Source organism: Cupriavidus taiwanensis LMG 19424 (assembly GCF_000069785.1).
In the GTDB taxonomy this organism is placed as follows: Bacteria; Pseudomonadota; Gammaproteobacteria; order Burkholderiales; family Burkholderiaceae; genus Cupriavidus; species Cupriavidus taiwanensis.
Genome location: NC_010530.1, coordinates 836,794 through 862,381, shown reverse-complemented (window position 1 = coordinate 862,381; position 25,588 = coordinate 836,794). Strand labels below are relative to the sequence as shown.

Sequence of the window (25,588 nt, the reverse complement as noted above, 5' to 3'; positions counted from 1 at the left end):
TGCCTACTTGCCAGTCCAGTTGGGCTTGCGCTTTTCGCGGAAGGCGAGCTGGCCCTCGCGCGCGTCCTCGGTCATGGCGAACAGCCCGATCTGGCTCTCGGTGAATGCCATCGACTGCTCGAACGGCATGGCGTCGATGTGCTTGAGCGTATATAGGCCGCGCCGGATCGCCGCGGGCGACTTGTCCAGCAGCCGGCCCAGCAGCCAGTCGAGCTTGCCGTCGAGGTCCGCGCTGACATGGTTGACCAGTCCGGCCGCCAGCGCTTCCTGCGCGGACAGCGGCTCGCCACACAGGCAGAGCTCATTGAGCACGCGCCTCGGCACCAGGTGTTGCAGCACGCTCAGCACCTGCGCCGGGAACACGCCCACCTTGACTTCAGGCAGGCCGAACACGGCCCGATCGCTGGCGACCGCCATGTCGCACATGGCCATCAGACCCATGCCGCCAGCCATGCACGCCCCATTGACACGCGCGACCAGGGGCACATTGGAGCGCCGCGCGCGGCGCAGCAGGTCGGCAAGCCGCTGGCCCGGCTGCGCGTAGTCGAACGCAAAGGACTTGCCACTCTGCAGGTCGGCGCCCGCGCAAAAGGCCTGCTCGCCCGCGCCGGTGATGACCACGGCGCGGATGCCGTCGTCATCATTGGCACGCTCGATTCCCGCGTGCAGCCCGTCCAGTACCGCGGGATTGATGGCGTTGCGGCGCTCGGGCCGGTTGATCGTCAGCCAGAGTACTTCCCCGCGGACTTCGCTCAGGAGTTCTTCATGCATGGTTCGCTCCGGATGGCGTCGATACCGGCGGCGCTTGCCGTGAGGCGCCGCACGCCATCAGGCCGTCGATCTCGGCTTCGCTGTAGCCGGCTTCGCGCAGCACCTCGCGGCTATGCTCGCCGAGGGACGGCGCATGGCGGCGCTGCGCCGGCGGCGTGCCGTGCCATTCGCTGGGCACGGCCATGGCGCGGATGCGGCCCACCGCCGGATGATCGTCCTCATGGAAGAAGCCAATGTCCTGCAAGTGCGGATCATCGAGCAGCGATGCGAAGGTATGCATGGGAAATACCGGGATATCCGCCTCCTTCAGCAGTTCCTGCCATTCCTGCGTGGATCGTTTGGCCAGTTCGTCGCTGACCATGCCATAGAGCTCGGTAATGTGGGCCGTGCGGGTGGTGATGTCGGCGAAGCGGGGGTCGCTGTCGTACAGCCCGGGCTTGCCGATGACCTTCAGGAAGGCACGCCAGTGGTGGTCGTGGTAGATCAGGCAGCAGACATGGCCGTCCAGCGTCCGGTAAGGCCGGCGCTCGGGTGACAGCAGCCGCGGATAGCCGAATCCGCCCCTGGCCGGCACGAAGGTTTCGCCATAGAGATGGTCGCCCATCACGTAGGGCACCATCGTTTCGAACATCGGCACGTCGACGCGCTGCCCGCGCCCGGTACGCTCGCGCGCATAGAGGGCGGCGCAGATCACGCCGAAGGCATAGAGCCCCACGGAGCGATCCGCGATGGTCAGCGGGAGATAGCGGGGCATGTCGCCGGTTCCGAGGGCGACTGCCTGCGGCAGGCCGGTCGCGGCCTGGATCAGGTCATCGAACGCCGCGTGGGCGGCATAGCGGCCGCGCTGCGAAAAACCGAACATGCCGACATAGAGCAGCCGCGGATTGATCTGCGCCAGCGTCTCGTAGTCCAGGCCCAGGCGCTGCATGGCCTGCGGTCGCACGTTGTAAGCCAGCACGTCAGCATCCTCGACCAGCCGCAGCAGCGCTGCGCGCCCCTGCGGCGATTTCAGGTCCAGCACGATGCTGCGCTTGTTCCGGTTCAGCCCCAGAAACAGCGGCCCCATCTTGTCCTCGCCACAGGGCCCGATGCCGCGGGTGCTGTCGCCCGCGGGCGGCTCCACCTTGATCACGTCCGCCCCCAGGTCGCCAAGCATCTGCGTGGCGGAGGGCCCCATGAATACCGCCGTGATGTCCACGACCCTGACGCCAGCCAGCGCCCCGGTACTTGTCTCCATCCTTGCTCCTATTTGTTTCTATAGTTCTATGTATAGAACTATATGGCAGTCGGCTCGGAGATGCAAGGCCCCGGTCAGCGCCTCGGTGAACGGCAGGCGACTGGAAGGCCTTAGAATTCCCCCTGACAACTCTTACCAAGACCTTGAAAGTCCTTTCCCGCCTTAACATGAAGCCGTTCATCCTGGCCTGTGCCGCACTGCTGGCGTCCGTCTCCACCCACGCAGCCTCTCCCGCCCAGCCCGAGGCCGCCGGCAACACCGCAGCGCCGCTGGGCCTGGAGCTGGGCAAGGCCCGGTGCTCGCGCCTGTCGCCGCCGCAGAACCATGCAAAAACCGGCACCTCCGAATGGGCCGGCGGCGATACGGTGGAACTGAAGCACCTGGAACGCTTCCATCTGCCTGGCCTGTCGCGCGTGGTGCTGAACTGCGATGCGCAGGATGCGGTGGCGTTGATCACCATGACGTTCGAGCGCCCCGCCATGGAAGAGGTGCGCAGGAAGCTCGACGAGCGCTACGCCGCCGTGCGCAAGACCGAGGGCGCGGCCGAGAACGGCTACGCCGAATGGAACGCCGCCAATGGCAGCCTGGAACTGCTCTACGGGCGCGACAGCAAGCACTTCACCGTGGCTTACTGGGCCAGGGGTGCCAAGGCCAGGTACTTCGCCTACAGCGGCGGCGGCAAGAAGCCCGCGGCGGCGGCCACCGCGGCCCCGCCCCAGCCTGCGCCGCTGTAGCGGCGTGCCGGCGCCGCGGACTACCGGGCCGTCTCGCCAGAGCCTTTGGGGCGCCGAGAGCATCACTGCCCGCCGTGGATGCGCCGGGCTGGCCATTGCGCAACGTTTCTCGATTCCTTTGGATCGAAGCCGCCGTGTCGCCTATGCTTGCCAATGCGGCGGCAAAAAATCCGCGCGGCATTTGCACGAACTGAACAACAAGAAGGGGCAAGTCCCCCAAGCGGGGGAGCGCGCCGCACGGCCGGCGCCTCCCGCGCATTGCCTTGGCCTGAGTCACGGGGTGAATCGATCGCACGCGAGCATGTGGGGGCTCGTGGGCGGGATGCGCCGTTGACGACAACATGACAGACCAATTCCTGTTTAGTAAGCCGTTCACGTTCCTCGCCTGCGCCGGCATGACCGAAGTCAGGGACGGCATCGAGGCACTGGAAGCGCTTCCGGGTCACCTGTTCTGGCTCGAGAACGAAGACTTCATCCGCCGGGTCTACGTGCCCGATTTCGTCGCGCAAAGCCGCACCGCCCTCGAGGCCGCTATGCCGGGCGGGCCGGAACTGATCGATGCCCTGGCGCCGGAGATTCGCCGCAGCCCGTGCGTGTTGCCGGCATTGCGCCAGCTGTCCGCCGACCAGGCGGCCCTGGCCCACTCGTACTGCTACTGGAGCTATTGCGCCGATGTGGTCGGACGCGCCCAGGGCATTCCACGCAGCGCCATCGCGCGCCAGTTCGAGCGTGCCGTGGCGCCGCGCGACGGCGCGCACAAGCTGCAATGGCTGTGCCCCTGCTGCGGCGGCCGGGCGAAGTATCAGGTCGATGGCTTGCTGGCTTCGCAGCGGCCCGTGCGCCAGGGCGGCTTTTCCCTCGAATGCCCGCATTGCGGGCACCAGGAGCGCCTATATGCCGGCTTCCTGCACGCCGGCCGGCTCGAATGCCGCTGCGCGCTTTGCACCGGTTTTGTCCAGTCGCTGGCTGGCCAGATGGCGCGCGCCGCGCGCAAGCTGTGCGCCAGCCTGGAAGACTATGCGTGGATGCACGCGGTGGACACCGCCGCGGAAATCGGCGAGCTCAAGGAAGCTTCATTACAGCGGATTGCACATGGGGACAGGCCTTCCGCCAACGCGATGGCCTTCGCGGCGGCGGTCCAGTCCGGCGAGGTGCGCACCATGCCGGAACTGCTCGGCCGCATCGACCCCACGCTGGAAAGCCGGCTCGACAAGAATCCGAGGGCCTGGGCGCTGCTGTGCGAGCTGCTGCGCGAAGGCGTGGTCGATGCCGAATGCACCATCTATGACCACGATGGCCGCAAGCACGTGGCGCTCGAGATCGCCGTGCTCGACGACGATCCGGCGCTCGGCGGCGGCACGGCGCAGGACTGCCTTGCAACCCTGCTGCGAGGCTACGAGCCCGCCGAGCCCGAGGCCTTCGCCGGCTGGCTGCAAGCCCTGAAGCGGCTGCATCTCTGCACCGGCAGGTTCAATGCCGCCGTCGACGTGTCGTGGAAGCCCAACCTCGAGCACTGCCGCATCCTGACCGCGCGCTGGCTGCAGGATACCGCGCCGCTGGCGTCATTGGCCGGGCCCGGCAACGCCCCATGGCCGCCGGCCGCGCAGCGCCCGCGCGGCCCGGAGCGCCCGGTGTATCTCGACGCCGAACTGGAAGCCGTGCACCTGCTCAAGTCGCTGGGCTATATCCTGCTCAGTCCGGAGGACATCCGTTCGCAACGGGATCCGGCGGAGTCCACCGGACTCGATTGAGCCCAGCGGCGGCGGCCCTTGCCTCCGCATGCCCTCCGCATGCCCTCATAACGAAGCGCGGATTTATTCGTTGGTGCGCGGGCGCGGTCCGCGTAGGTTTGGGGGTTCCGATATTGAATTCGCCGAACTCCCCGAACACCATGACCGCTTCCCGACGCCAGTTCCTGCGCCGCGGCGCCGCCACCACGGCCGCGCTTGCCTCCGGCCCCCTCCTCACCTTCACCACGTTCGCCGCCGGCCATGCGCACGCCCAGGGACGCCCGGTGCTGAAGGCCGGTGACCAGAAGGGCGGCCTGCGCGCCCTGCTCGAATCCGCCAACGCGCTCGAGGGACTGGCCTACGACATCCAATGGACCGAGTTTCCCGCCGCGGCTCCGTTGGCCGAGGCGCTGAACGCGGGCGCGGTCGACAGCGGCCCGATCGGAGATGCGCCGGCCATCTTCGCGCTGGCCGCCGGCACGCGCATCCGGCTGATCGGCGCGAACCGCTCGGACCCCTATGGCACGGCGGTGCTGGTGCGGCCCGACTCGCCGCTGCGGCAAGCGGCGGACCTGAAAGGCAAGAGCATCGGCACTAACCGCGGCTCGATCGGGCACCTGATCGCGCTCAAGGCGCTGGAATCCGCTGGGCTGAAGCCGGAGGACGCCAACCTGCGTTTCCTGCCACCCGCGGATGCCAAGCTGGCGCTGAGCAGCGGCTCGATCGATGCCTGGGCCACGTGGGAACCCTATACCGCGATGGCGGAAACCAGCCAGCACGCGCGCGTGCTGGTCAGCGGCCGCGGGCTGTGGTCCGGGCTTAGCTATCTGGCCGCGACCGACGCGGCGCTGGCGGCCAAGCGCCCGCTGCTGCAAGACTTCCTGCACCGCGTGGTGCGCGCGCAGCAGTGGTCCTACCAGCATGTGCCCGAGTTCTCGGCAACGCTGGCCCGCATCATCGGCATCTCGCCGCAGGCGGCACGGCTGCAGTTCGAGCGGCGTCGCACGCAGTGGCGCGGCATCGACGCGGAACTGATCGCCGAGCAGCAGCGCACGGCGGATTTCTACCTCAAATCCGGCCTGATCAGGCAACGGCTCGATGTGCGGCAGACCTTCGACTCCGGGTTCTCCCTGAGCGCCTGAGCGCCCCGGCCCCGGCGCGTCGACCCCGCAAGCGGCGCTGGCCAGACCCCGGCGCCGGCCGCGGCCGGCACAGGAATTCCATGATTGACACAGCCCCGCGCCACCGCTCCCCGCGGCCCGGCGCGGCCTGTGCGTGCGCGGCCGGTTCTGGCCCCACCGAATGGCGGCAACTGGTCCTATAGGACCGGAATCGGGCTCACCTATAAAGCCGTCACCCCCAAACCCATTTCTCATCCGAGGAGCACAACCATGCGGTGGATCAGGCAGATCGCGATGTATTTCGCCCTGGCGGCGGCGCTGGCACCGGCCGCACCGGCCGTGCAGGCCCAGAGCAAGAATGTAGTGATTGCTTACCAGGACATGGTCGTGCCCTGGCGCTATGCACAGGACATGAAGGAGCTGGAAAAGCAGACCGGCTATACGGTCTCGTTCCGGCAGTTCGGCGGCGGCGGCGACGTGATCCGCGCCATGGCTTCGGGCCAGATCGCCATCGGCGAAGCCGGCACCTCGCCGATCGCGTCGGCGCTGTCGCAAGGACTGGATGTCGAACTGTTCTGGATCCTGGACGACATCAACGCGGCCGAGGCCATGGTCGCGCGCAACGGCAGCAAGATCGCCAGCGTTGCCGACCTGAAGGGCAAGCGCATCGGCGTGCCGTTCGTATCGACCACGCACTACCACACGCTGGTCGCACTCGAGCGCGCCAAGATCAACCCGAAGGACGTGCGCATCGTCAATATGCGCCCGCCCGAGGTGGCCGCCGCCTGGGAGCGCGGCGATATCGACGCCACCTTCATCTGGGATCCGGTGCTGGCCAAGCTCAAGCAGTCGGGCACGGTGCTGACCACCTCGGGACAGATCGCCGCCGACACCGGCAAGGCTACCTTCGACGGCATGATCGCCAACAAGAAGTTTGCGCGCGAGAACCCCGAGTTCATGGTCAAGCTGGTGCGCGTACTGGCCGCGGCGGATGAAAACTACCGCAAGAACAAGGCATCGTGGACCGCGGACTCGCCCATGGTGAAGGCCGTGGCCAAGGTCTCCGGCGCCAAGCCCGAAACCGTGCCCGCCAGCATGGCGCTGTACAGCTTCCCCACGCTGCAGGAACAGGTCTCCGAGCGCTGGCTTGGCGGCGGCGCGGCGCGCGCGCTGCAGTCGGCGGCGCAGTTCCTCAAGGAGCAGGGCACCATCCAGACCGTGCTGCCGGACTACGGCCCGGGCGTCAACGCGGAATGGGCAAAGCGGGCGCTGCGCTGAGCACGCACGCCTGTCGCTGAAGCTGGCCGCCGCGCGCCCCTTTTTGTGCGGCGGTCCCGGAGATCCTGTTGCGGAAGCCCACCATGTACCAACTCGAAATCGATAATGTCAGTGTCAACTATGGCACGGCCGGCGGCGCGAAGACGCTGGCCCTGTCGCAGGTCAACCTCACCATGGAGCGCGGCGATTTCGTGGTCGCGCTGGGTGCCTCGGGCTGCGGCAAGACCACCTTGCTGTCTTGCATCGCGGGCTTCATGGAGCCGTCGGAAGGCGAGATCCGGCTGAGCGGCAAGCCCGTGCACGGCCCCGGCGCCGAACGCGGCGTGGTGTTCCAGAAGCATGCGCTGATGCCATGGCTCAGTGTCGAGGACAACGTCGCGCTGGGCCTGCGCCTGCGCGGCGTGGCACGCGCCGAGCGGCTGCGCATCGCCCATGAAAAGCTGGCCGCGGTCGGGCTGGAAAGCGTTGCCGCCAAGCCGGTCTACCAGTTGTCGGGCGGCATGCAGCAGCGCGTGGGGATCGCGCGCGCGCTTGCCTGCGATCCGGCGGTGATGCTGATGGACGAGCCGCTGGGCGCGCTCGACGCGCTCACGCGCGAGTCGATCCAGGCGCTGATCCTGAAGCTGTGGGCGCGCGAGCAGAAGATCGTCTTCTTCATCACGCACAGCGTGGAAGAGGCGCTGTTCCTGGCCACGCGGCTGATCGTGATGACGCCCTCGCCCGGACGCATTGCGCACACCTATGAACTGCCGTTCGCGCGCCGCTTCATCGAATGCGGCGACGCACGCGCGGTCAAGTCCGACCCGGAGTTCATCCGCTACCGCGAAGAGATCGTCGACCTGATCCATGCCACCGCCTGAGGAGACCCAGATGCCCGCTACCGTCCAACGCATCGAGCCGCCGCCGCATGCCCCTGCGGCCTCCGCGGCCGCGCCAAGCCGCCCCATGAAGACCGTGTCGGGCTACCGCCTGCCTGGAGAAGGGTCCAGCTCGCGCATTTCCACCATCACCGTGGTGCTGCTGCTGGCGCTATGGTGGCTGGCCAGCCACCTGCGCTGGCTGCCGCCGCTGTTCCTGCCCACGCCCGAGTCCATCTTCACTGCGTTCATCGACGCCTGGCAGGGCAACCTGCAGGGCGGCCAGCCGCTGACCGAGCATTTCGCGGCGAGCATGCTGCGCGTGTTCGGGGCTTTCGCGCTGGCGGTCGCCACCGCGGTGCCGATCGGCGTGATGATGGGCGTGTCGCGCATCGCCCGCGGCATCTTCGATCCGCCGATCGAGTTCTACCGCCCGCTGCCGCCGCTGGCTTACCTGCCGCTGATCGTAATCTGGTTCGGCATCGACGAGACTTCGAAGGTGCTGCTGATCTTCCTGGCCTGTTTTGCGCCGCTGGCGATGTCGGCGCAGGCGGGCGTGCGCTCGGTCACCATCGAGCAGATCAACGCGGCGTACTCGATGGGCGCGACCCCGTGGCAGGTGGTGCGCCACGTGGTGATCCCCGCGGCGCTGCCCGATATCCTGACCGGCATGCGCATTGCCATCGGCTTCGGCTGGACCACGCTGGTCGCCGCCGAGATGGTGGCGGCCACGGCGGGGCTGGGACAGATGGTGCTCAACGCCTCCAACTTCCTGCGTACCGACGTGGTGATCATGGGCATCGTGCTGATCGGCCTGATCGCCTATGTGTTCGACCTGCTGATGCGCAAGCTCGCCCGGTGGCTGGTCCCCTGGAAGGGCAGGATGTGAGCCGGGCGGCATGGCCCATGCCTGGCCATGCCCTCCCTCGTGTGCTGCGCCCCGGCATCGGGGCGCTTCCTGCGTCAGGCAGCGCGCTAGCTGGCGCGCAGTTCATCGATGGCGTTGATCAGCGCATCGAGCGATACCGGCTTGGTCAGATGGGCGTCGAAGCCCGCATGCATCGACCGCCGGATATCGTCGGGCCGGCCGTACCCGCTCAGCGCGAACGCGGTCAGCGTGCTCAGCCGCTCGTTGTTTCGAATGGCCTTGATAAACTCCAGGCCGTCCATGTCCGGCATGCCGATGTCGGACAACAGCAGGTCCGGCCGCATCGTCTCAAGCTGGCGCAGGGCGTCTTGCGCACTGGTGGCCACGCTGACGCGTGCGCCCTCCATTTCAAGCAGCAGCTTGAAGGTCTCCACCGTGCCCGAATCGTCGTCGACCAGCAGGATGGTCGTGTCCTGCAGCGGCCGTGCCGACGTCTGCGTGGCGTCGGCATTCAGCAGGACATTGGCGCAAACCGGGAAGGACACCGTGAACAACGCCCCCTTGCCCTGCCCTTCCGACTCGGCCCGTACGGTCCCGCCCTGGATGGTGACCAGTTCCCGCACCAGCGACAGGCCGATGCCCAGCCCGCCCTTGCGCGCGGTCGGCGCGGCGCCCTGGCGGAACATGTCGAAGATATGCGGCAAGCTCTGCGCGTCGATGCCGGCGCCGGTGTCTCGCACCGCCAGCACCGCCGTGCCATCGGTGCGCGTCAGCGACACGTTGATGAGCCCTCCGGCACTGGTGTACTTGATGGCGTTGCTCACCAGGTTCCACACGATCTGCTCGATGCGCGTGAGGTCCGCGTCGATCATCACCGGACCATCCGGCAGCGAGCGCTCCAGCACGATCTGCTTGCGTGCGACCTCTTCCTCGATCGCGCTGCAGACGCGGTCGACCACCTCCGCCCAGTCCAGCGGCGCATGGGCGATGGACAGCTTGCCGGTACGCAGCCGCGACATGTCGAGCAGGTCGTCGATGATATGCGCCTGGCCCATCACCGTGCGCCGGATGGTCGCCGCGGCGCGCTGGATCACGTCGCTGGCGCGCGCGTCGGGCGCGCGGCTGATCAGTTCCGCGCTGGCGCTGATCAGGTTGAGCGGATGTTTCAGCTCATGCGACACCACAGCGAGGAATTCATCGCGCAGCCGTTCGGCACGCCCTTCCAGCGATTCGTTGCCCGGGCCCCGGGTGCCGGCCACCTCGCTGCCTGACGCGGGGCGGGTGGCGATGCGCGTCAGCGCCAGCTCGTCCAGGTCGCGCAGGATCTTGGCGAAGCCGCTGACGCCGCCCTTGTCCAGGCGGGACAGCACGCCGGTGCTACGGAAGCGGCTGCCGTCCCTGCGCACGTGCCAGCGGTCTTCCTCGATGCGGCCATACATGCGCGCTTGCGCCAGTTCCTCCTTCGGCACGCCCGCGGCGCGGTCTTCCGGCGTGTACAGCGTCTCCGCCGGCTGGCCCAGCATATCGGCTTCGCCGACACCAAAGATGCGCTCGGCGCCGGTGTTCCAGCTGGTGACGCGGCCCTGGTCGTCGAAGGTGATGATGGCGTAGTCGCGCGTGCTCTCGGCGACGATGTTCATGCGCTTCTCGCCTTCGCGCAGGCGCTCCTCGGCGGCGCGCCGCGAGGTGATGTCGATAAAGGACAGCACCGCGCCATCGATGCGGTCTTCGGTGGTGCGATAAGGCAGGAAGCGCGCCAGGTACCAGCGGCCATCGTTGCTGCGCACCTCGCGTTCGATCAGGCGCAGCGAGTCGAAGGCCTCGGCGGCGTCGTCGGCGAGCTTGTCGTATTCGAGCCGGTGCGTGATGTCGAGCAACGAGCGGCCAATGTCGGACGGAATGATGCTGAACACATCGATCGCGCGTGGGGTATACCGCTTGATGCACATGCTGCGATCGACGAACACGGTGCCGATATCGTTGGCGGTAATCAGGTTCTGCAGGTCATCGTTGATCTTGCCGGTTTCCTCGACCTTCGACTTCAGTTCGGCATTGACGGTGGTGAGCTCCTCGTTGATCGATTGCAGCTCTTCCTTGCTGGTTTCCAGTTCCTCGGTGGCCGAGCGCAGCTCTTCGTTGATCGCCTGCAACTCTTCGTTGGAGGCCTTCAGCTCTTCCGTCGACGTCTCGGACTGTTCGATCGTGGCCTGCAGCTGTTCCTTGGTACGTTGCAGCTCCCGCTCCAGCTGCGCAATCATCGGATCGCGCTCTTCTCCTGGCTGGCCGGTCGGCGCGGCGCTCATGCTGTCTTCCACTTCGTCGAAGAGCACCAGCACGAAATCGCCATTGGCTTCGACGTCGTGCACCGGGCGCGCCGTCATGTTGACGAAGAAGTGCTTGCCGTCCCGCTCGAGCAGCACGCGCCGGGCTTCGACACTGTGGTTGGTCTGCAGGGCCTGGTAGATGGCGGTGCGCAGCTCCAGCCGCAGTTCGGGCCGCACCACCGCAATGATGTTGTGCGACGGTTCGCCGCCAACGTACTGCAGGAACCGTCCGGCGCGATCCGACAGATGCACGATCTCGGATTCCCGGCTGACCAGCACGCTCGGCGGCGCATGCTGCTCGATCAGCCGCTGGTGCAGGTCGCCAAAGGAAAACTTGCGCTTGCCTGGCGCAGGCAGCACCGAGACCGGATTGCGCGCCGCGGCCATGCCGGCGATGGCCATCGGCATGGGGGTGTCGGAGCGCACCGCGACGTTGGCACGGTAGATGCGCGCCTTCTTGTCCACCACGGAAAAGAGATTGCTGACGCTGTCGGCCGCTTCGGAGTTGCCGAGGAACAGATAGCCGCCGGGCCGCAAGGCGAAATGGAAGGTGCGCAGGATATCAGCCTGGGCGTCTCGGTCGACGTAGATCAGCAGGTTGCGGCAGCAGATCAGGTCCAGGCGCGAGAACGGCGGATCGCTCAGCACGTTGTGCAGCGCGAACAGTACACGCTCACGCAATTCCTTGCGCACCCGCAGGTGCGCAGCTTCCTTCGTAAAGAACTGGCGGATCCGGGCCGGGTCGACGTCAGCCACGATCGGCTCCGGGTACAGGCCGTTGCGGGCGATGGCCACGGCGCGCTCGTCGATATCCGTGGCGAAGACCTGGAAGCGCACCTGCTCCGCGGTCTGCGCCGATGCCTCATGCAGCAGCATGGCGAGCGAATACGCTTCTTCGCCGGTTGCGCAGCCAGGGGTCCAGGCGCGAATCACTTCGCCCTCGGTGCGGTTCTCGAACAGCTGCGGCAGCACCTGCGCACGCAGCGCGTCGAACGCTTCCTTGTCGCGGAAGAAGTTGGTCACGCTGATCAGCATGTCCTGCAGCAGCGCGGGCGTTTCCTCGGGATGCAGGTGCAGGTAGTCGCGATATTGCTGCAGGTCGGTCAGTCCGTTGACCTGCAGCCGGCGCTCGATACGGCGCAGTACCGTGGCGCGCTTGTAATGCCGGAAATCGTGCGAGGTACGCGTGCGCAGGATGACCATGATCTCGCGCAGCGCCCGCTCGTTGCTTTCGGACTGCGGCGCGGCTTCGGCCGGGGTACCACCGTCTTCGTCGAGCGCCTCAGGCAGCCGGATGTGGCTGCTGGCATTCCACAGGTCCAGCAGGCGCTGCGGAATGTCGCTGGCGCGCACGATAAAGTCGACCACGCCGGTGCTGATCGCCGAACGCGGCATGCTCGAATACTCGGCGTCCTCGGGCTCCTGCGCGATCGCGATGCCGCCCAGCTCCTTCACGCGGGTCAGCCCGACCGAGCCGTCTGAACCGGCGCCGGACAGCACCACCGACACGGCACGCTCCCGGTGTGCCTCCGCCAGCGAGCGGAAGAACAGGTCGATGTTTGCCGTGCTGCGTTTTGGGCCTGGTTCCTGCGGGGTCACGCGCAGATAGCCGTCCACCATGGTGAGGTTGTGGTTCGGCGCGATGATATAGACCTGGTTCGCCTCGATCGGCATCGGAGCACTGACCTGCTGGACCCGCATGCCGGTTCGCGACTGCAGGACTTCGGCAAGGTGGCTGGCATGGTCGGGGGCCAGGTGCAACACCAGCACGAAGGCTGCGCCGGTCGTGCTTGGCAAGCCTTCAAAGATCTGGATCAGGGCTTCGATGCCTCCAGCCGAAGCGCCAATCCCCACCACGGGGAAGGCGAGCTGGCTCGGCAAGGAACGTTCGTGTTTACTGGCCATTGCTGCAGGATGAAATGGAATGCGCCGGCCAGACAGCGCGCTAGCTCTCGCGAAGCCAGCCTTCTATGCGCTTCGCGGACGCTGCTGCGCGGCCAGCTGCGTCGGTGTACTGACGGGCAACGTCAACGTCCCCCGTTTGCATATAATACGCCGCAATACGTGTATAAAGTTCATTCTGCTCGTGCAGGGCACGCAAGGCATCGTAAAGCGTGTGCTCCAGCGCGTTCTTGCACGCATCGCGCAGCGTGGAAAGCCCGAAAGTGTGGCCAGTGTGGCAGCGGAAGCGGGGCGGCACCACGCCGCGCATCTCCCACAGCGTGCCGCCACACTCCGGGCAGGTGAGCGCCGAAGGCAGCGCAATCTGCTTCACCGCCTCGACCGAGGTCGGGCCCACCGACATGGCATATTCCAGCAGCAGCGACGGTGGCGGCTCGGGCGCCGGATGGGCCGTTGTTCCCGCCAGCTGAGCGAGCTGCGGGGCAATGGCAGCCAGCGGCAGTACGAAATCGGGAGAAACGGCGCTCAGCGCATTGCGCGGCATGTCCGGCGCATAGGCACTGTCGGGGTCCTGGACGATGGTGATCCCGCCGCACTGGTGCACCGCCTGCAAGCCCGCGGTGCCATCGTCGAGCTGACCGGTCAGGATTGCTCCCACTACACGGCTGCGCCGGGTCACCGCGGCGCTGCGGAACAACGGGTCGATGGCGGGACGTGCGAAGTTCTCCTTCGGGCCCCGCCGCAGCACGGTGCGTTCGCCGTCGATCATCAGATGATGGTCGGGCGGCGCGACATAGATGACCCCCGGTAGTACCGCTTCGCCATTGCGCGCGTGGTGCGCCGGCAAGGGCCCGGCCCGGGCCAGCATCTGCGGCAGCATGCTGGGATTCGCGCCGATGTGCAGCACCACCAGGATGGCGGCGTCGAAGCCGGCCGGCAGACCGGCCGCGAGTTCGCGCAAGGCGTCGACGCCCCCGGAGGAGGTACCGACCACAACGGTGTCGCGCATCATAAGACCTCCGCCATCCGCGAGTGAATATCTCGCTTCACGCAAGTCTCGTTCCAAGCGCAATACCGGCCGTACCGAGGGCGGCTTGCGGAGGGTGGCGCGCGCCGCTGCGCCGGTTCAGGCCTTGGCGGCTTCGGCTGTCGGCGGAGTGGCGCCGGCGCTGGCGCGAATCCGCATTACCGTCTGGCGCGTGGTGTCGAATCGCCTGGCGGCGGCGCTGACCGATTCCCCGGCGTTCAGGGCGCGAAGGATGGCATCGCGCTGTTCCGGCGTGTGTTTCGGCGGGCGGCCGACGGGGTGCCCGACCGCCTTGGCCGCTGCCAGGCTCTCGCGGATGCGTGCGCTGCGCGTGGCGCCGTCCAGCGATGCCGCGGCACGCAGGACTTTCACCGCTTCGGGCGGCGTGGCGCTTGCCAGGTCGTCAGGGCCAAGCTGCAGGCAATGCAACGCTGCGCCCAGCCGCCGCACTTTGCCGATGGTTTCCAGCGTCTCGGCCACGGTGGACCCGAGGCAGCGCAATGCCATCACCACCACCACGTCGCCCCGGCGGACCTGCCGCATCATCGCCTGCAGCCTGGGCCGGTCAGCAACCAGCACCGAGGGCGGCTCGTGCTCCCAGAAGGCCCGGTGCAGGTCCACGGTATATCCCGCGCGATCGGCAATGTGCAGTTCGGCCTCCATTGCCTCGGGATTGCGGGCGCGATTCGAATAGATGAATGTCGATGGCATGACAGGGCCGGTACAGGGCTGTGGCGAGGAGGTCCGATCACCGCATTGCCACGGACGTGCCTGACGCACGCGCGCAGCCAATGCAGGCAATGTACATCAAGCCAACGCTGTGCCGGCGGCTATGGGCAAGGAGTCAAGGCCATTTTTCGAGTACGAAAGCCATGATTCCGTACAGCCCGCCCATTCCCCGTCGGGGATTCGGGTTCGCTAGCATTGCAGGGAAGACGATGCAGGCGACCCGCCTGGCCTCGATGCAACAGGATGCCCCCGGCGTGAGGCCGAACAAGGACGGGTAGACAAGGAGAGCAGCGATGGCCACACAGCACTATTTTGGCTATGTCGTGCGCGGCAATGCCCGCCCGCTGGCCGATGCCTTGTTCGAGGCATCCGTATCCGTCGAGCGCGATGGCGAGACCGTGATTCAGTCAGGGCCGCTCGGCTGCCACCGGACCCTGGAACGCGCCATGGCGGAAGGCATTGCCTGGGGCAAGGTCTGGATCGATATGCGGGAGCAGGGCTACACCGACATCCGCGGCGCCCAGCGCAAGGCGGCCCGGCCGACCCCAATGACCAGCCGGTAGCCCCAATACCGTTCAGTTAAGGCATCAAACACTACCGTCATTCCCGCGCAGGCGGGAATCCAGCGTCTTTTAAAGTCACTGGGTTCCGCCTTCGCGGGAACGACGGTGGTTAACTGAACTTCCGGAAAGTGGAGCCTACAAGGCAGGCATGGTGCCTCTAAACCAGGAGCGGATGTGCCCAATATCGTCAAGTTCATCCTGCAGGGGCCGTTGTGCGGCAGATGGTATGCGACGCCGGTCTTTGACGACGGATCCAAAGGCGGCGTGACCGGCTTTGACTCTTTCGCCAGCATGGAGGCCCATACTGCGCGATTCCCGGCCGCGGCCCTCGTTTACATGGGTCCGCATGCTGCCAGTTGCCGGGTTTCCCGATACGGCGCCCGCGCAAACCTGCCGGCATGACCGCCATGCAAGGCATCGGCCGCGACCGGACGGTCCACCGGCGCTAGCGTCGCCCTCCCCTGCCCTGTTCCGCGCTGGCCGGCCATCGCGGGGGGGAGCGCCCCGTGAGGGCCGGCGCCTGGCTGCCCGGCCTTGATACAATCCCGGTTCACACAACGGCAGACATCATGGGCTTCGAACAACTGGCAGCACTCAGGGACCAACTCGCCAAGAAGGCGGCCGCCGAATCACAGAAGGGCCAGCGCAAGGGCCCGCGCAAGGGCGCGGCCAGCGGCGCCACCACCGGCGCGTCCAAGGGCGCCTCGAAGGGCGCACCGAACCGTCCGCGCGACGGCGAGCGTGCCGGGGCGGGTACCGACGTACCCGCGGACGCCAGGGGCCGCCGTGCGGCGCCGGCCGCCGCACCGGGCAAACAGGTCGATCCGGTAGTGCATTCCATTGCCCGGCTGCAGAAGCATTTCCCCAAGGCCTTCCCCAAGAACCCGGCCCCGAAAGTGCCGCTGAAGATCGGTACCTTCGAAGACCTGACCCAGCATGCTGGAAAGCTTGGCCTGAACGAGGCGGAACTGCGCGAGGCGATCCGCACCTGGTGCAGCGGCGCCCGTTACTGGTCGTGTATGGTGGAAGGCGCCAAGCGGCTGGATCTGGACGGCAACGAGGCCGGCGTGGTCACGCTGGCGGATGCCAAGCGCGCCCAGCAACTGAAGGCGCGCCGCGCCGGCGCCGCACGCCAGAAGGCCAAGGCTGCCGCGCCTGCTGCAACGGCGGCGCCCGCCGCTCCGGCCGCGGCGGAAGCAGTCGCGGCGCCTGCCGAGGCACCGGCACCGGCTACGCCTGACACCCCCGAAACGCACTGACCCGCGCCGCCGGCCTTCCGGCGGCGCCTATCCCAGCACCGCGCGCGCGATCACCGTCCGCTGGATTTCCGACGAGCCTTCGTAGATGCGCAGGATGCGCGCGTCGCGCACCAGCCGCTCCAGCGGCATTTCACGCGTGAAGCCGTAGCCGCCGTGAATCTGCAGCGCGGCATCGGTGACGAACCCCACCATCTCCGACGCATAGAGCTTGGCCATCGACGCCTGCTCGGTAAAGGGCTCGCCGTCGCGGCGCCGCGCCGCGGCCTGCAGCGTCAGCAGCCAGGCCGCCTCCAGCCGCGTGCGCATGTCCGCGAACATCCATTGCAGGCCCTGCTTGCGCGCCAGCGGCTCGCCGCCAACCTGGCGCTGCCGGGCCCAGTCCACCGCGCAGGCCAGCGCCGCCTCGGCAATGCCCAGGCTGGTGGCGGCGACGTCGAGCCGGCTGTTGTCCAGCACTTTCATCGCGGTGCGGAAACCCGTGCCTTCGGGCCCCAGGCGGTTGGCGGCAGGCACGAAGCAGTCCAGCGCCACCTCATGCGCCGGGGCACCGTGGATGCCCATCAGCTTCTCCGCCGGCGCCACCTGCACGCCGTCGCTGTGGCGCTCCACCACGAAGGCGCTGATGCCGCGCGTGCCCGCCGCCGGGTCGGTCTTGGCATAGACCACGATAAAGTCCGCCGCCTCGGCATTGGAGATAAAGTGCTTGACCCCACGCAGCCGGTAGCCATCGCCTTCCGGCGTGGCGCGCGTGGCCATGTCGGCCGGGTTGGACCCGGCGCGCGGCTCGGTGAGCGCAAACGCGCCCAGCCGCGTCCCGGCCGCCGCGTCGGGCAGGTAGCGTGCGCGCTGGCTGTCGTCCCCGCCGATCAGGATGGAATCGGTGGCCAGGTAGTGCGCGCCGAGCATCGACGATGTCGAAGCGCAGGCCTTGGCAACTTCCGCCAGCGACAGGATCAACGCCACCGGCGACGTCTCCGTGCCGCCCCAGCGTTCCGGCAAGTTCATCCCCATCAGGCCCAATTCGGCCAGTTGCGGCACATAGCGCGTGGTGGACAGCTCCGCTCGGTCCACTTCTGCCGCCTTCGGCGCCAGTTCGCTTTGCGCAAAGCGGCCGATGGCATCGGCGATTTCCAGGTCGGCCGGCTCGACGCCCAGTCGTTTAAGCATGCTGTGTCTCCTTGCTGTTTTCCTGCGCGGCCAGGATGGCCTCGGTGTGCTGTCCCAGCTCGGGTGCGGGGGTGACGCGGTTGGGGCCATACCCCGAGAACTTCACCGGCTGCGACGGCAGCCGCATGGTGCTGCCATCCGGCCCGGCCACTTCGGTCAGCAGGCCCCGATGAACCGCATGCGCGCTCTCCAGCGCCTGCCTGACATTGCGGATCGGCGCGACTGGAATACCCGCCGCACCCAGCAGGCGGTTCACCTCGGCGACGGTGCGACCGGACGACCACGCTTCCAGGCCGGCGCGCAGTGCGGGCTCGAAGCGGCAACGCGACTCGTCATCGGCAAAGCGCGGGTCGTGCGCCATCTCCGGGCAGCCGATGGTCTCGGCCAGCGTGTGGAACAGCTTGTTGTTGAGCACCGCCACCACGTAGAACCCATCCGCGGCGCGGTACACGCCAAACGGCGCGGAAGAGGGATGCCGGTTGCCCACCCGTTGCGGCGCCCGCCCGGTGGCGGCGTAGCGCGCGACCAGCGTCGCGCTCAGGCTCAGCGTGGCGTCGAACATCGACACATCGACATGCGTGCCGCGCCCGTTCTTCTCGCGCGCCAGCAGCGCCGCCAGCACCCCCCACGAGGCAAAGAGCCCGCTGACCGCATCCGACACCGCCTCGCCAAGCATGGTCGGCGCACCGTCCGGCGCGCCGGTGGCGTCCATCAGCCCGCACATCGCCTGCAGGATGATGTCGTAGGCCGGCCGGTGCGACTCCGGCCCGGTCTGGCCGAAGCCCGACACGCTGGCGTAGACCAGCGATGGATTCAGCGCCCGCAGCGCCTCGTAGCCGATGCCCAGCTTGTCCGCCACGCCAGGGCGGAAGTTCTCCACCACCACGTCGGCACGCGTGCACAGCGTGCGGGCCAGTTCCAGCCCCGCTACGGTCTTCAGGTCGATGACGATGCTCTGCTTGTTGCGGTTCATCGCCGAGAACAACCCGCTCCTGCCGTCCACGAAGGGCCCGACGGCGCGGTAGTCGTCGCCGCCCGGCGGCTCGATCTTGATCACCTCGGCGCCGAGGTCGCCCAGCAGCGCCGTGCAATAGGGGCCGGCGAGCACCCGCGAAAAGTCGATCACGCGGATGCCGGCCAGCGGCAGGTTGGAATGGCTGGAAGGGTCCAAGGCTTGCTCCTCGATGGCTTGCAAGCGCATGGGCTTGCGTTTCAGTGGCTCGATTCTGCGCACCGCAGCCTATCAAGTAAAATATGGAATTCGACTAGCGCCTATAGGATTTCCTGATGCCTGTTTCCCGCATCTCGCTGCGGCGGTTGCGCTACTTCGCCGCGACCGCGGAAACCGGCAGCACCACGGCGGCGGCCAGGCTGCTGAACGTCTCGCAGCCGTCCATCTCCGTGGCCATCCGCGAACTGGAGACGCTGTTCGACGAAGCCCTGTTCGCGCGCGACGCCGGCGCGCGCATGACCCTGACCCGCTTTGGCGCGCGCAAGCTGGCCGAAGCGCGCCACATCCTTGGCGCGGCCACGGCGTTCGAAGTCGACAAGAGCGGCGACGGCGCGGCCGGCGAAGTGCAGATCGGGGTGTTCCGCACGCTGGCGCCGGTTTACCTGCCGGTGGTGCTGCGCATGGCGCGCGAGCGTTATCCGAACCTGGCGGTGCGATTTGTCGAGGGCGACCTGGCCCAGCTGGAAGACTGGCTGCATGGCGGGCAGATCGAGCTGGCGCTGAGCTACGACGTCGGCATGCCCGAAGACCTCGAGCGCGAACGGCTGGCGGAGCTGCGGCCCTACGGCCTGGTGCCAGCCGGCTCGCGGCTGGCCCGGCGCCGCGGCAGCCTCTCTCTGCACGACCTGGCCCAGGAGCCGCTGATCCTGATCGACCTGCCGCACAGCCGCGAATTCCTGATGGCGCCGTTCTGGCAATACGGGCTGCAGCCCGAAGTGCGCTACCGCGCCACCTCGCTGGAGCTGGCGCGCGGCATGGTGGCCAACGGCCTGGGCGTGGCGCTGCTGATCACGCAGGCACCCGCGTCATCCCAGATCGCCGCCGTGGTGGAAAAACCGATACGGGAAGAGACCGTGCGCCAGCCGCTGGTGATCGCCCGCGCGGCGCGCGCCACGCGCTCCCGTGCGTCGGAATTGCTGGCCGAATGCGTGCGCGCCGCCGTGGCAGAGGCAACCGCCGCATCCGCCCGCGCGCGCCCACGCGCTATCTGAGTTCCGTTATCGCCAGCGCCACTGTGGTAGCGTGGCGCTTTCCGCATTGCTTGCTCCCATGACCGATTTCGACGCCGACGCCCTGAAACGGCTTGTCACCGTCACCATGCCCTTTGGCAAGCACAAGGGCACGCTGATCGCCGACCTGCCGGGCAACTACCTGAACTGGTTCGCGCGCGAAGGCTTTCCGCCGGGGCAGATCGGCGCGCTTCTAGCGCTGATGCATGAACTGGATCACAACGGGCTGGCGTATTTGCTGAAGCCGTTGCGGGGCAACCCGTAGCCTGCCATCACTCCACCCTCAAGTCACCGGCGCCGGATTGAACAACACCAGCGCATTGCGGATTTTCCAATGCTCGGCCCATGACTTCTTCCCGCTGGCCACGGCCAGCAGCGTGTGGAACAGCTCCCAGCCCACTTCCTCGATGGTGGCCTCGCCGGTGGCGATGCGGCCGGCGTTGACGTCCATCAGGTCGTGCCAGCGCCGCGCCAGGTCATTGCGGGTGGAGACCTTGACCACCGGTACCTCCGCCAGCCCGTATGGCGTGCCGCGCCCGGTGGTGAACACGTGCAGGTTCATGCCGGCGGCGAGCTGCAGCGTGCCGCAGACAAAGTCGCCGGCAGGCGTGGCGGCGTAGATCAGGCCTTTCTGCGTGACTTTTTCGCCCGGGCCGCTGACGCCGTGGATCGGGCCGGTGCCGGACTTGACGATCGAGCCCATCGCCTTTTCGACGATATTCGACAGGCCGCCCTTCTTGTTGCCCGGCGTGGTGTTGGCGCTGCGGTCAACCTGGCCCTGCTCCAGGTAGCGGTCATACCAGGCCATCTGGCGCACCAGCGCCTCGGCCACCTCTGGCGTGGCGGCGCGTGCGGTGAGCTGGTCGATGCCGTCGCGGACTTCGGTCACTTCGGAGAACATCACCGTGGCGCCGGCACGCACCAGCAGGTCGGTGGCAAAGCCCACCGCCGGGTTGGCGGTGACGCCGGAGAACGCATCGCTGCCGCCGCACTGGACCCCTACCACGAGGTCTGACGCGGGGCAGGTCTCGCGCCGGCGCGCATTCAGGCGCGCGAGGTGCTTTTCCGCGGTGACCATGATCGAATCGATCATCGCGGCGAAGCCCACGTGCTGCTCGTCCTGCAGGCACACCACATCGGGTTCGCCCGCCTTCTGGATCGGGATGGTGCCGGCGCCGATCAGGCGCGCCGGCTGCAGCTTCTCGCAGCCCAGGCTGACGATCATCACCTCGCCGCCGAAGTTTGGGTTCAGCGCGATATTGCGGATGGTGCGGATCGGAATGCCGGCGTCCGGCGCGTCGATCGCCACGCCGCAGCCATAGGTATGCTCCAGGCCCACCACATCGTCGACGTTAGGGTATTTCGGCAGCAGTTCTTCCTTGATGCGGCGCACCGCGAACTCGACCACGCCCTCGACGCACTGCACGGTGGTGGTAATGCCCAGGATGTTGCGCGTGCCGACCGACCCGTCGGCATTGCGATAGCCCTCGAAGGTATAGCCTTCCAGCGGCGGCAGCGGCGCCACGCGCGTGCTGACCGGCAAATTTTCCAGCCCTGGCGCCTCCGGCATGCGGATCACGCGCTCATTGATCCAGCTGCCGCGCGGCAGGTCTCTGAGCGCGTAGCCGATCACCACGTTGTATCGGATCACCGCGTCGCCTTCGCGCAGGTCGGCCAGCGCCACCTTGTGGCCTTGCGGGATGGCTTCCTTCAGCACCAGGCCACACGGGAACGCGGTACCTGCCGGCAGGCCGCCGTCATTGGCGACGATGGCGACGTTGTCGGCGGCGTGCATCGCGATGTAGAGGGGACGCGACGCCTGCGGGGCCGCGGTGGTGGCTGCTGCCATGTCTTCTCCCAGCTCCGAATATGCCGGAGCATGTGTTACGTTGTCTGACAACATTCTATCTGCTTTCGCGCTGGGCTTACCGAGGGTTATCCCGATATCTCCGACTCGTCCGCATGGCTCATGCTGCATAAATTGCATGTGTTGTACGACAACATATGAAAATAGAATGCGATCAGGCTTCAGTCCCGCGCGCCTGTGCTGCACTGCAAAATGACCGTTGCGTCGGAGATGGCCTATAAGGGTGCAACCGGTTTCATGCAGAGGAGACCGGCGAATCGACGCGCCCGGCGTGTGCACAGCATCGCCCCGCTCCCAATTCCATTCCCATCGCTGGCCGCTCGCCGCGGCCGCCCACACGACAGGAGGCATGACTCATGCGCTGGAAGCAACGTCCGCAAGGTTCCAACTGGGGAGACTTCGGCCCCGACGACCAGCTCGGCCGCATCAACCTGATCGGGCCCGAACAGGTCATCAAGGGCGCGCGCGAGGTGCAGGCCGGCCTGAGCTTTTGCCTGTCGCTGCCGCTGGACTACCCCGGCGGCAACAAGCTCAATCCGCGCCGCCATCCGCCGGTGCTGCGGCCAACCTTCCGCGACGACTCGCCTTACACCAACTTCCCGCTGGCGAAGATGGACCCTGCCGCGACCGATGTCATCAGCGACGACCAGGTGCTGATGAGCCTGCAGTACAGCACGCAATGGGATGCGCTGGCGCATGTGGGCGCGCTCTTCGACGCCGACGGCGATGGCCGCGCCGAGCGGGTCTACTACAACGGCTACCGCGCCAACGAGCATATCGTCGGCCCGGTCGACTATGCCGAGGACGACAACTTCGCGGCGCACCCCTGCGGCCACGACCACAGCGCGGCACACGCGCTCGGCATCGAGAACTTCGCGGTCAAGGGCATGCAGGGACGCGGCGTGCTGGTGGACCTGGCGCATGTCTTCGGCATGGACTTCCGCAACGTCGGCTACGACGACCTGATGCGCGCGATGGAAGCCGGCAAGGCGGAAGTCGAACGCGGCGACATGCTGCTGCTGCGCACCGGCTTTGCCGAAGTGGTGCTGTCGATGCAGCGTGAGCCCGATGAGAGCGTGCTGCATCACAGCTGCTGTGCGCTCGACGGGCGTGATGACAAGTTGCTGAATTGGATCACCGATGCGGGTATTGCGGCGCTGATCGCCGATAACTACGCGGTGGAGCGCTATCCGGCGCGCCCGGCTCCCGACGGTGAATCGCACCATCCTTTGCTGCCGCTGCATCACCATTGCTTGTTCAAGCTGGGGTTGCCGCTGGGCGAGCTGTGGTATTTGCGGGAGCTGGCGGATTGGCTGCGAGGGAATGGGCGGACGCGGTTTCAGTTGACGGCGCCGCCGTTGAGGTTGCCCGGGGCGGTGGGGTCGCCGGTTACGCCGGTTGCTACGGTGTGAGTGTTTGGGATTCGTTGGCACTGCGGTCGGTGGTCGTGCTTGGCGGGCGCTGCTGTTTCGCCGGCGTAGCCGGCGACCTCCTTTCTGTCCGAGCGACAGAAAGGAGGCAAAGAGCGCGTCGCCTAAGCGGCTGGCTAAGGCGGCGTTGGTGGTTCCAGCGGTGGTGACTTGCGGTCGTGCTGGTGGTGGTTCCACCCTGCTGACGCTACCTGGATGTGCCTGGCGTTCGAGGTCGGATGGACGAACCCGACTTTAGGTCGGTGGCAGCCTTCTAACTGCGTCGTCGGTGGGACGCCTTCGGCTGCGCTGCGCGCGCTCCCTATCTCAGGTCTTGCGCACTGGCACGGAGTGCGTCGCTGCGCTCGCACGCGTTGTCGCGGGCGAGCCCAACGGCCTCTGGGTACCGCTTGTTTGCTCCCCTCTCCCGCTTGCGGGAGAGGGGCGGGGGAGAGGGCAGGAGCATCCACGAAGTCGGGCGTCCAAATCGGGCAGGCCTTTCAACGTTTGCTGTGGGCATGTCCGTATTTTTGTGTGCAAGGCGTTTTGAATTCCAAGCACCGCACGCCTCGGGCCTGTCAGTTTTTTTGTGTGCAGGGCAGGTAAAGGCTCACCGCTAATTCGACGGTGAGCCAGCATTATCTCAGCGATGCGGATGGGCGAAGCGTTCCTCATAGAGGATCGCAAACTGGTTCATGGCAGCCTTCCAATCGTGCGTGGAGCTGCCCCACTTACCGGTGATGTTGCGCAGGGCCAGCCACAGCAGCTTAGTTGCTGCCTCATCACTGGGGAAGTGTCCCCGCGTCTTGATGATCTTGCGCAGCTGCGCATTGATACTCTCGATCGCATTTGTTGTGTAGATGATCTTGCGGATCGCCGGCGGGAACGTAAAGAATGGGATCACTTGATCCCAGGCGCGATGCCAGGACGCGGCGATCGGCTTGTACTGCTGCCCCCATTTTCCTTGCTCGAAGGCCGCCAGCTCGGCCAGCGCTGCCTCCACGGTGGGCGCCGTGTACACGGGCTTAAGCGCCGCGGCTACCTCCCGGCGCTCCTTCCAGCTGACGTACTCCAGGCTGTTCCGGATCAGATGCACGATGCAGGTCTGCAGCGTCGTGTGCGGGAACACCGCGTTCAGGGCTTGCTCCATGCCCTTGAGGCCATCTGTTACCGCGATCAGAATGTCCTGCGTGCCGCGGGTCTTCAGGTCATTGAACACCTTCATCCAGAACTTGGCGCCTTCGGTGTTCTCGATCCACAGGCCCAGGATGTCGCGGGTGCCGTCCGGTAACACGCCCAGCGCCAGGTAGACGGCCTTGTTGCGTACCACCCCATCCTCACGCATCTTGACGCGCAGCGCATCGAAGAACACCACCGGGTACATCACCTCCAGCGGGCGGGCCTGCCAAGTGGTGACCTCGTCCATGACCGCATCGGTGACCGAACTGATGAACTCGGGCGAGACCTCGGTGCCGTACTGTTCGGCCAGAAACGCCTGGATCTCGCGCACGGTCATGCCGCGGGCGTACATGGCGATGATCTTGTCGTCGAACCCGGTGAAGCGCCGCTCGTGCTTGGGAATCAGGATCGGATCGAAGCTGCCGTCTCGATCGCGCGGGATGTCTACCCGCAGCGGCCCGTCCTCGGTCAAGACGGTCTTGGCGCTCTTGCCATTGCGCTGATTGGCTGTGCCGGCTGGGCGCTCAGCGCCAGGCGGGTAGCCCAGATGATGGCCGAGCTCAGCGCCCAGCGCCCGCTCGATCAGGGCCTTCTTGAATGCCATTGAGGCGTCCTGCACGGCCTCAGCGGTCATCGGCCCCTTGACGAAATGGGCGATCAGGTCCTCGGGGATGGTCGGCAGCTCACGGTCGGCGGCTAGACTGGTCTTGGTTTTGCGTGGCATACATGCTCCTTGGCGACATGTTATGCCCTAAACACAAAATTTCTGACAGATCCCACGCCTCCATGCCAATGCCAACAAGTGAAAACCGCCAGCCTCACGAAACCGGCAACTCTTCTTCCAACACCCGTTCCAACTGCGCCTTCACCAACCCCAATAAGCAAAACGCCCCAAAAGCCCCCTCCCACCATTCACTCTGCTGGTCTAGCAGTGCAAGCACGCCGTCTATTCCCGCTGCCACTGCCAAAAGACTGTACCGCGCCGTTGATAGATCGATTTCCGACATAGGACCCTCCAATCGTTACCTGAAGGTCCGCCGCGCGACGCTAGCGGAGGGCGGCGGGCCTGACGACGAGGGTGGAAGACCGATGCAAACACCAAGCCGGCCAGCCTTGCGGCTGCCTCGTGTCGGCCCGCCATGGATGACAAGCGCGTATGCGGAGACAGGCGGCGTCGAAGACGCCGACCTGTGGTGCTTGCAGTTCGGGCTTCCACGCCCGGCCACCGTTGTGTGCGATGACCGTGTCAGTCTCCCGCATTAGAGTCAGGAACTCGATAAGACAGTTCCCATTCCTGAGCGGACGCAGCATCGTGCCGTCGCTAC

The 25,588-nt window shown here is 66.8% G+C and carries 22 protein-coding genes; 12 read left to right on the top strand and 10 right to left on the bottom strand.

The window, feature by feature from the left end:
• Positions 1 to 3 precede the first annotated feature (3 nt).
• Both RALTA_RS19590 and RALTA_RS19585 read right to left on the bottom strand, forming a co-directional pair.
• Positions 4 to 771 (bottom strand): enoyl-CoA hydratase/isomerase family protein, encoded by a 768-nt coding sequence (locus RALTA_RS19590; protein WP_012355636.1) that lies wholly within the window; start codon positions 769 to 771, stop codon positions 4 to 6.
• Positions 764 to 2,008: a CaiB/BaiF CoA transferase family protein gene (locus RALTA_RS19585; RefSeq protein WP_012355635.1), complete on the bottom strand. Its 1,245-nt coding sequence runs from the start codon at positions 2,006 to 2,008 to the stop codon at positions 764 to 766. The genes RALTA_RS19590 and RALTA_RS19585 overlap by 8 nt, the downstream gene beginning before the upstream one ends.
• A gap of 167 nt (positions 2,009 to 2,175) precedes the next feature.
• Between RALTA_RS19585 and RALTA_RS19580 the strand changes: the two genes are divergently transcribed.
• From RALTA_RS19580 to RALTA_RS19555, 6 genes are all read left to right on the top strand, one after another.
• A complete protein-coding gene (locus RALTA_RS19580; RefSeq protein WP_012355634.1) occupies positions 2,176 to 2,742 on the top strand; it encodes a hypothetical protein in 567 nt (188 codons plus the stop codon).
• A 341-nt stretch (positions 2,743 to 3,083) separates the two neighbouring features.
• A complete protein-coding gene (locus tag RALTA_RS19575; RefSeq protein ID WP_012355633.1) occupies positions 3,084 to 4,493 on the top strand; it encodes a hypothetical protein in 1,410 nt (469 codons plus the stop codon).
• Between the two features lie 140 nt (positions 4,494 to 4,633).
• Positions 4,634 to 5,614: an ABC transporter substrate-binding protein gene (locus RALTA_RS19570; protein ID WP_012355632.1), complete on the top strand. Its 981-nt coding sequence runs from the start codon at positions 4,634 to 4,636 to the stop codon at positions 5,612 to 5,614.
• Between the two features lie 249 nt (positions 5,615 to 5,863).
• Positions 5,864 to 6,871: a taurine ABC transporter substrate-binding protein gene (gene tauA / locus RALTA_RS19565; protein ID WP_012355631.1), complete on the top strand. Its 1,008-nt coding sequence runs from the start codon at positions 5,864 to 5,866 to the stop codon at positions 6,869 to 6,871.
• An 83-nt stretch (positions 6,872 to 6,954) separates the two neighbouring features.
• Positions 6,955 to 7,731, top strand: a complete 777-nt coding sequence (locus tag RALTA_RS19560) for a taurine ABC transporter ATP-binding protein (RefSeq protein ID WP_012355630.1) — start codon at positions 6,955 to 6,957, stop codon at positions 7,729 to 7,731.
• A 10-nt stretch (positions 7,732 to 7,741) separates the two neighbouring features.
• Positions 7,742 to 8,617: an ABC transporter permease subunit gene (locus RALTA_RS19555; protein ID WP_012355629.1), complete on the top strand. Its 876-nt coding sequence runs from the start codon at positions 7,742 to 7,744 to the stop codon at positions 8,615 to 8,617.
• Between the two features lie 86 nt (positions 8,618 to 8,703).
• Here RALTA_RS19555 and RALTA_RS19550 read toward each other — a convergent pair whose 3' ends face one another.
• The 3 genes from RALTA_RS19550 to RALTA_RS19540 all read right to left on the bottom strand — a co-directional run bounded on the left by RALTA_RS19550 (position 8,704) and on the right by RALTA_RS19540 (position 14,560).
• A complete protein-coding gene (locus RALTA_RS19550) occupies positions 8,704 to 12,825 on the bottom strand; it encodes a CheR family methyltransferase (RefSeq protein ID WP_012355628.1) in 4,122 nt (1,373 codons plus the stop codon).
• A 40-nt stretch (positions 12,826 to 12,865) separates the two neighbouring features.
• On the bottom strand, positions 12,866 to 13,834 hold the full coding sequence (locus RALTA_RS19545; RefSeq protein WP_050976500.1) for a chemotaxis protein CheB: 969 nt from the start codon (positions 13,832 to 13,834) through the stop codon (positions 12,866 to 12,868).
• 114 nt (positions 13,835 to 13,948) lie between these two features.
• Positions 13,949 to 14,560: a recombinase family protein gene (locus RALTA_RS19540; protein ID WP_012355626.1), complete on the bottom strand. Its 612-nt coding sequence runs from the start codon at positions 14,558 to 14,560 to the stop codon at positions 13,949 to 13,951.
• 311 nt (positions 14,561 to 14,871) lie between these two features.
• On the opposite strand from RALTA_RS19540, the gene RALTA_RS19535 reads away from it, so the two are divergent.
• From RALTA_RS19535 to RALTA_RS19530, 3 genes are all read left to right on the top strand, one after another.
• Positions 14,872 to 15,141, top strand: a complete 270-nt coding sequence (locus RALTA_RS19535) for a hypothetical protein (protein ID WP_012355625.1) — start codon at positions 14,872 to 14,874, stop codon at positions 15,139 to 15,141.
• A gap of 174 nt (positions 15,142 to 15,315) precedes the next feature.
• Entirely contained in the window at positions 15,316 to 15,543 is a 228-nt protein-coding gene (locus RALTA_RS29145; RefSeq protein WP_012355624.1) for a hypothetical protein, read from the top strand.
• A 167-nt stretch (positions 15,544 to 15,710) separates the two neighbouring features.
• Positions 15,711 to 16,400: a ProQ/FinO family protein gene (locus tag RALTA_RS19530; protein ID WP_012355623.1), complete on the top strand. Its 690-nt coding sequence runs from the start codon at positions 15,711 to 15,713 to the stop codon at positions 16,398 to 16,400.
• A 27-nt stretch (positions 16,401 to 16,427) separates the two neighbouring features.
• Here the strand turns inward: RALTA_RS19530 and RALTA_RS19525 are convergent, their stop codons facing one another.
• Positions 16,428 to 17,567 (bottom strand): acyl-CoA dehydrogenase family protein, encoded by a 1,140-nt coding sequence (locus RALTA_RS19525; RefSeq protein WP_012355622.1) that lies wholly within the window; start codon positions 17,565 to 17,567, stop codon positions 16,428 to 16,430.
• The gene (locus RALTA_RS19520) at positions 17,560 to 18,768 is read right to left on the bottom strand and encodes a CaiB/BaiF CoA transferase family protein (protein WP_012355621.1); all 1,209 of its coding nucleotides are present in this window, start codon (positions 18,766 to 18,768) and stop codon (positions 17,560 to 17,562) included. Before RALTA_RS19520 ends, RALTA_RS19525 begins: the two co-directional genes overlap by 8 nt.
• Before the next feature lie 86 nt (positions 18,769 to 18,854).
• Here RALTA_RS19520 and RALTA_RS19515 point away from each other — a divergent pair, with 86 nt between their 5' ends.
• The gene (locus tag RALTA_RS19515) at positions 18,855 to 19,790 is read left to right on the top strand and encodes a LysR family transcriptional regulator (protein ID WP_012355620.1); all 936 of its coding nucleotides are present in this window, start codon (positions 18,855 to 18,857) and stop codon (positions 19,788 to 19,790) included.
• Between the two features lie 58 nt (positions 19,791 to 19,848).
• Positions 19,849 to 20,073: a DUF3820 family protein gene (locus tag RALTA_RS19510; RefSeq protein ID WP_012355619.1), complete on the top strand. Its 225-nt coding sequence runs from the start codon at positions 19,849 to 19,851 to the stop codon at positions 20,071 to 20,073.
• Between the two features lie 18 nt (positions 20,074 to 20,091).
• Here the strand turns inward: RALTA_RS19510 and garD are convergent, their stop codons facing one another.
• Positions 20,092 to 21,657 (bottom strand): galactarate dehydratase, encoded by a 1,566-nt coding sequence (garD, locus tag RALTA_RS19505; protein ID WP_012355618.1) that lies wholly within the window; start codon positions 21,655 to 21,657, stop codon positions 20,092 to 20,094.
• 374 nt (positions 21,658 to 22,031) lie between these two features.
• Between garD and RALTA_RS19500 the strand changes: the two genes are divergently transcribed.
• On the top strand, positions 22,032 to 23,087 hold the full coding sequence (locus tag RALTA_RS19500; protein WP_012355617.1) for a cyclase family protein: 1,056 nt from the start codon (positions 22,032 to 22,034) through the stop codon (positions 23,085 to 23,087).
• A gap of 640 nt (positions 23,088 to 23,727) precedes the next feature.
• Here the strand turns inward: RALTA_RS19500 and RALTA_RS19495 are convergent.
• Positions 23,728 to 24,987: an IS256-like element ISRta2 family transposase gene (locus RALTA_RS19495; protein WP_012351348.1), complete on the bottom strand. Its 1,260-nt coding sequence runs from the start codon at positions 24,985 to 24,987 to the stop codon at positions 23,728 to 23,730.
• Between the two features lie 94 nt (positions 24,988 to 25,081).
• On the bottom strand, positions 25,082 to 25,270 hold the full coding sequence (locus RALTA_RS19490; RefSeq protein WP_041232493.1) for a DUF1484 family protein: 189 nt from the start codon (positions 25,268 to 25,270) through the stop codon (positions 25,082 to 25,084).
• Positions 25,271 to 25,588 lie beyond the last annotated feature (318 nt).

Bases quoted from the DNA above. Each gene is read 5' to 3' on its own strand.
- RALTA_RS19590 (WP_012355636.1), bottom strand. From the start codon at position 771: ATGCATGAAGAACTCCTGAGCGAAGTCCGCGGGGAAGTACTCTGGCTG.
- RALTA_RS19585 (WP_012355635.1), bottom strand. From the start codon at position 2,008: ATGGAGACAAGTACCGGGGCGCTGGCTGGCGTCAGGGTCGTGGACATC.
- RALTA_RS19580 (WP_012355634.1), top strand. From the start codon at position 2,176: ATGAAGCCGTTCATCCTGGCCTGTGCCGCACTGCTGGCGTCCGTCTCC.
- RALTA_RS19575 (WP_012355633.1), top strand. From the start codon at position 3,084: ATGACAGACCAATTCCTGTTTAGTAAGCCGTTCACGTTCCTCGCCTGC.
- RALTA_RS19570 (WP_012355632.1), top strand. From the start codon at position 4,634: ATGACCGCTTCCCGACGCCAGTTCCTGCGCCGCGGCGCCGCCACCACG.
- tauA (WP_012355631.1), top strand. From the start codon at position 5,864: ATGCGGTGGATCAGGCAGATCGCGATGTATTTCGCCCTGGCGGCGGCG.
- RALTA_RS19560 (WP_012355630.1), top strand. From the start codon at position 6,955: ATGTACCAACTCGAAATCGATAATGTCAGTGTCAACTATGGCACGGCC.
- RALTA_RS19555 (WP_012355629.1), top strand. From the start codon at position 7,742: ATGCCCGCTACCGTCCAACGCATCGAGCCGCCGCCGCATGCCCCTGCG.
- RALTA_RS19550 (WP_012355628.1), bottom strand. From the start codon at position 12,825: ATGGCCAGTAAACACGAACGTTCCTTGCCGAGCCAGCTCGCCTTCCCC.
- RALTA_RS19545 (WP_050976500.1), bottom strand. From the start codon at position 13,834: ATGATGCGCGACACCGTTGTGGTCGGTACCTCCTCCGGGGGCGTCGAC.
- RALTA_RS19540 (WP_012355626.1), bottom strand. From the start codon at position 14,560: ATGCCATCGACATTCATCTATTCGAATCGCGCCCGCAATCCCGAGGCA.
- RALTA_RS19535 (WP_012355625.1), top strand. From the start codon at position 14,872: ATGGCCACACAGCACTATTTTGGCTATGTCGTGCGCGGCAATGCCCGC.
- RALTA_RS19530 (WP_012355623.1), top strand. From the start codon at position 15,711: ATGGGCTTCGAACAACTGGCAGCACTCAGGGACCAACTCGCCAAGAAG.
- RALTA_RS19525 (WP_012355622.1), bottom strand. From the start codon at position 17,567: ATGCTTAAACGACTGGGCGTCGAGCCGGCCGACCTGGAAATCGCCGAT.
- RALTA_RS19520 (WP_012355621.1), bottom strand. From the start codon at position 18,768: ATGCGCTTGCAAGCCATCGAGGAGCAAGCCTTGGACCCTTCCAGCCAT.
- RALTA_RS19515 (WP_012355620.1), top strand. From the start codon at position 18,855: ATGCCTGTTTCCCGCATCTCGCTGCGGCGGTTGCGCTACTTCGCCGCG.
- RALTA_RS19510 (WP_012355619.1), top strand. From the start codon at position 19,849: ATGACCGATTTCGACGCCGACGCCCTGAAACGGCTTGTCACCGTCACC.
- garD (WP_012355618.1), bottom strand. From the start codon at position 21,657: ATGGCAGCAGCCACCACCGCGGCCCCGCAGGCGTCGCGTCCCCTCTAC.
- RALTA_RS19500 (WP_012355617.1), top strand. From the start codon at position 22,032: ATGCGCTGGAAGCAACGTCCGCAAGGTTCCAACTGGGGAGACTTCGGC.
- RALTA_RS19495 (WP_012351348.1), bottom strand. From the start codon at position 24,987: ATGCCACGCAAAACCAAGACCAGTCTAGCCGCCGACCGTGAGCTGCCG.
- RALTA_RS19490 (WP_041232493.1), bottom strand. From the start codon at position 25,270: ATGTCGGAAATCGATCTATCAACGGCGCGGTACAGTCTTTTGGCAGTG.